The following is a 3129-nucleotide window of genomic DNA, read 5'->3' as shown; positions in this document are numbered from 1 at the left end:
GTGTCACGACCGCATGCGCATGCTCAGTGAGCTCGCCGACCAAGGTCAGGACTACCACTTCCGAAGCGCCGGCGTCGCCGCCCACCCGGATTTGCGCGTCGAGGCGCGTCGGCCCCGACGGGTCGGCGCGAATCACCACGACGATGCGGCACGGGTGCTCGCGGCTCGCTTCGTTCGACGCACGCATCGCCTCCTCGGCGGCCTCGCCCGGATCGGTGTCGATGATCAAGGTCAGGACCCGCCCGACCGTCACCTCGCCACCGCTCTTGCGCATGGACACGAGCTTCTTGCTGATGTCGCGGGTCGTCGTGTCGGGCAGGTCGATGATCATCGCGTCCTCCTCACGGTCGGCGCCAGGCCCGGCCCGTCCGGGCCAGCATCTCGTCGGCCGACGACGGTCCCCAGGTCCCGGCCTCGTACGGTTCCGGCGTCTCCGCAGCAGGAGGGTTCGGCCCACCGGCCCATGCGTCGAGGACCGGGTCGAGCACCTGCCAGCTCAATTCCACCTCTTCGTTCACCGGGAAAAGTGAGGGCTCGCCGAGCATCACATCCAGGAGCAATCGTTCGTAAGCCTCCGGGGAGCTGACCGTGAACGCTTCGCCATAGCTGAAATCCATGTTGACGTCGCGTACTTCCATGCTGGTCCCGGGCACCTTCGAGCCGAAGCGGACGGTGACGCCCTCGTCCGGCTGGATCCGGATCACCAGTGCGTTCTGGCCGAGTTCGACAGTCATCGAATCATCGAACGGCAGATGCGGGGCACGAGTGAAGACGAGCGCGATCTCGGTCACCCGGCGGCCCAGGCGTTTGCCTGCGCGTAGGTAGAACGGGACGCCGGCCCAACGTCGCGTGTCGACTTCCACGGCGATTGCCGCATAAGTCTCAGTGGTCGAATCGGGCGGGAAGCCTTCCTCGACGAGTCCGGGGACCTGCTCGGAACCCTGCCAGCCCGGACCGTACTGCCCGCGCGCGGAATTCTCGGCGATCGGCAGCAGGTTGCGCGTCGACGAGAGCACCTTGATCTTCTCGGCCTGTAGTTCGCGTGGCGAAAACGAGATCGGTTCCTCCATTGCCACCAGCGCCAGCAGCTGTAGTAAATGATTCTGGATTACATCGCGGGCGGCGCCGATGCCGTCGTAGTAGCCGGCGCGGCCGCCCAGGCCGATGTCCTCGGCCATGGTGATCTGCACGTGATCGATGGAGTGGCTGTTCCACAGGGGTTCGAAGAGCTGATTGGCAAAACGTAGGGCCAGAATGTTTTGCACGGTTTCTTTGCCGAGGTAGTGGTCGATGCGGAAAACTGACTCCTCGTCGAACACGCTGTTGACCAACGCGTTCAATTCCCGCGCGGAGGCGAGATCGTGCCCGAACGGCTTCTCGATCACCACCCGCTGCCAGGTGCCGTCGCTGTGCGAATTCGCCATCCCCGTCCGTTTGAGCTGACCGAGCACCACCGGAAACGCGGTGGGCGGAATCGCGAGATAGAACGCGTGGTTGCCGTCGGTGCCGTGCTTCTCGTCAAGCGAAGTGAGGGTGGATTTCAGCTCGTCGAACGCGGCATCGTCGTCAAAACTGCCTTCGACAAACCGGAATCCCTGCGCAAGCCGGGCCCACTGGTCCTCGTCGAAATCGGTGCGTGAATGCTCCTTGACGGCGTCTTTGACCGTCTCCGCGAACTCCTGGTCACTCCACTCCCGGCGGGCGAAACCGACCAGGGCGAAGCTCGGCGGCAGCAGCCCACGATTGGCGAGGTCGTACACCGCGGGCATCAGCTTTTTGCGGGACAAATCGCCAGTGACACCGAATATCACCAGTGCCGACGGTCCGGCGATCCGCGGGAGTCGCCGATCATCGCTATCGCGAAGGGGATTGGTCCACCCGCTCGCGCTCATCGGTGAACTACGCTTCGACGGCGGCGAGCTGCGCCGCGGTCGTCTCCAGCAGCTCGTTCCACGCGACCTCGAACTTCTCCACGCCCTCGGCCTCTAGGAGGTCGAAAACCTCGGGGAGGTTCACACCCACGTCGGTAAGCGCATCGAACACGGCCCCGCTGGCCGCCGCCTGACCGATGATCGACTCGGTGTTCACCCAACCGTGGTCGGCGAAAGCCGCCATCGTCTTGCCTGGCATGGTGTTCACCGTCTCCGGCGCGACCAGCTCGCTGACATAGAGGGTGTCCGGGTAGTCCGGGTTCTTCACTCCGGTGGACGCCCACAGTGCCCGCTGCGGGCGGGCACCGTGCGCCTTCAGCGCGGGGAAGCGGACGCCGAGTTCGAAGACGTCTTGGAAGGTGGCATACGCGAGGCGGGCATTGGCCAGACCGGCCTTGCCGCGCAGCGCCAGGGCCTCCGGGGTCCCGATGGCGTCCAGTCGCTTGTCGATCTCGGAGTCCACGCGCGAGACGAAGAACGAGGCCACCGACGCGATGCCGGCGATATCATGTCCGTTCTCCAGCGCGGCATCCAACCCGTTGAGGTAAGCCTCGATCACTTCCTGGTAGCGCTCCACCGAGAAGATCAGGGTGACGTTGACGCTGATGCCTTCGGCCAGCACCCGGGTGATGGCCGGCAGACCGGCGTTGGTGGCCGGGATTTTGATCAGCACGTTGGGCCGGTCGACGATGCCGTGCAGCTCGATCGCCTGGGCGACAGTGCCGTCGGTGTCATGCGCCAGCCGCGGATCGACCTCAATGGACACCCGGCCGTCCACCCCGTCGGTGTCGGCGTAGACCTGTGCGAAGACGTCACACGCCGAGCGCACATCGTCGGTGGTGATCGCGGCGATCACGCCGTCGACGTCGTTCCCGGCGGCACCGAGCGCCGCGATCTGCGTATCGTAGGTGTCCGATTTGGCGATCGACGCCTGGAAGATCGCCGGATTGGTCGTCACTCCAGTCACCGAATGACCGTCGATCTCCTCGCGCAGGCCACCGGAGTTGATCAGGTCGCGCGACAGGTCGTCGAGCCACACCGAGACGCCGGCTGCCGAGAGTTCCGCGAGCTTCGGGTTCTGGGTCATCAGGGAAGTCCTATCGTCAGCCGGGGTGGTGGTCAGCGGCCGAGGAGGCGGCGGGCAGCAGCCTCGACGGCACCGGAAGTGATGCCGAATTCCTCGTACAGCTTCTGATAC

Annotated in this window: 3 protein-coding genes; all 3 read right to left on the bottom strand. The window is 65.2% G+C overall.

Going from position 1 to position 3129, the window contains the following annotated elements:
• On the bottom strand, positions 1-331 hold a 331-nt coding region (locus WAW85_RS14480), incomplete at its 3' end, for a glucose-6-phosphate dehydrogenase assembly protein OpcA (protein WP_422560294.1).
• Positions 332-341: 10 nt separating this feature from the next.
• Positions 342-1892, bottom strand: a complete 1551-nt coding sequence (gene zwf, locus WAW85_RS14475; RefSeq protein WP_422560293.1) for a glucose-6-phosphate dehydrogenase — start codon at positions 1890-1892, stop codon at positions 342-344.
• Between the two features lie 7 nt (positions 1893-1899).
• A complete protein-coding gene (tal, locus tag WAW85_RS14470) occupies positions 1900-3018 on the bottom strand; it encodes a transaldolase (protein WP_422560292.1) in 1119 nt (372 codons plus the stop codon).
• Positions 3019-3129: the final 111 nt, after the last annotated feature.

It is taken from the genome of Gordonia sp. (in: high G+C Gram-positive bacteria) (assembly GCF_049299075.1).
Classification (GTDB): domain Bacteria; phylum Actinomycetota; class Actinomycetes; order Mycobacteriales; family Mycobacteriaceae; genus Gordonia.
The sequence above is the reverse complement of the archived record's forward strand: the minus strand, read 5'-3'. Positions and strand labels throughout refer to the sequence as shown.

What these genes read in the sequence shown, in the direction of transcription:
- zwf (WP_422560293.1), bottom strand. Translation starts at nt 1,892, where the DNA reads ATGAGCGCGAGCGGGTGGACCAATCCCCTTCGCGATAGCGATGATCGG.
- tal (WP_422560292.1), bottom strand. Translation starts at nt 3,018, where the DNA reads ATGACCCAGAACCCGAAGCTCGCGGAACTCTCGGCAGCCGGCGTCTCG.